This window comes from Bradyrhizobium sp. 31Argb (genome assembly GCF_043638955.1).
Classification (GTDB): Bacteria; Pseudomonadota; Alphaproteobacteria; order Rhizobiales; family Xanthobacteraceae; genus Bradyrhizobium.
Genome location: NZ_JBEGDB010000579.1, coordinates 1 through 1503 on the forward strand (window position 1 = coordinate 1; position 1503 = coordinate 1503).

General features: G+C 56.4%; 1 protein-coding gene. It reads right to left on the reverse strand.

All coding sequences use genetic code 11. The annotated features are described in order from the left end of the window. Positions 1-128: 128 nt before the first annotated feature. Positions 129-395 (reverse strand): hypothetical protein, encoded by a 267-nt coding sequence (locus AAFX91_RS41560; protein WP_196237468.1) that lies wholly within the window; start codon positions 393-395, stop codon positions 129-131. Positions 396-1503 lie beyond the last annotated feature (1108 nt).

Genomic DNA, 1503 nt, shown 5'->3' on the forward strand with positions numbered 1-1503 from the left:
ATCCGAAAAAGCGCCCGGCATGCGAACCCCCGACGATCCATGATCGATATAGAATCATCAATCGCAGCCCCTGACGAGGGCTTTTTCAGCAGACTGCTAGCTGCACTCTGCTTCGATTAAGGCGCCAGCTAGATGGCTCTTCTGGCGCCAGCAAGGTTGCTCTCCTCAGAGGGGCCGCCTGATCGAGCGGCAGAGGCAATGGCGACGACCAAATTCATCAATGACGCCAACTCCGCATTACCGGCGGCAGCACGTGCCAGAACAAGCGTGGCGATCGCCGCTCGATTTTCAGGAGTCTGCATAGAAGTCGGTAGCGCTGCGACCGCTTCGTCAAAAATCCTTCCCAGGACCGTAAGGTCTTCCGGATCATAGACACCACTGTATTGCTGCAACATTCGGCTCCGTATCATTATCGCGCTAGGGCGGCCGCACGTCGCTAAGACGTTTGGCCAAAAGAAGACAGACCAACGACGTACGGCAATGAAGATGCTGTATGCGTTGAAGTGATGCCGTTGCGCAACACAGTCGCGCTTTGCTCTGTCCCGAACCCAGGTAGGCGATATCGGGCAAGCTTCTCTGAACAATTTGCGAGCACCGTTGCCTATGTGCAGCCGAAGCAACGAGGCGAGAAAGATGAACTCTCACATCCGAAGCACCGCTATGCTCACTCATGCCTGCAGGAAGCGCGGAGTCGTTGTGAGATCGACGCGGTCGCCGATGCTAATCCAAAAAACGATAGCCTCAACATTTCCTCAGCTTGGCTCGCATATCTGAATGTCCATCGCAAAGCGATGGCTGCTCTTTTGATTCCGTTTACAACGGATCGCAGCACCGTTACGAGAATGGCGAGAGGGCACCAATCTACCAGCGGCGGCGCTGCTCGACCTTCTCGCGCATGGTATACCAAATGATGGATACTCAGGCGGGCAATGTTCTTCCGAATTTCTGCAGCAATGAAGATGCTCATTGCGGATCGGCGATAAGGTGGTGCTCTGAGCGGCGGCGGAGCGCGCGACGGGCTGCGCGCACAAGGCAAATGGCTGGCCTCGATCAGGAAAGCCCTTGGTTTACATCGCACATGTTTGCCGTCTTGCTCGAAGCGGACCGCTGCCGGCGCGGGCACTGTAGTCAGGAAGCACTCTCACGAGGGATGGCGTTCATGCCTCTTGTAGAGGCGCTCGTCAAGAGGTTGCGGGGCAGAGAGCGGTGTGAGGACCAGGGTCAGGCGGCTCTCATGAAATGCGCGCAGACGAAGTTCGAGCAAGAGGTAGGCATTCGAGCCGAGTTCATGCCGGAGCCGCCAGCGAAGACCTTGCAGCATACTTTCCGAGACTGCACCCGCGATGAAGGAGGGCCGGCTCATCACCAAGGATGTGGGCGTAACCGGCTTGAAGCGAGGAGGAGGGCGATGAGACGCTTTAAGTGATCTAGGCCGTGTGGACTCTTGGGATTCTCAAATCAGATTGAACGTGATTCAAGGCTTTCTTTTAGGAGGAAGCCTTG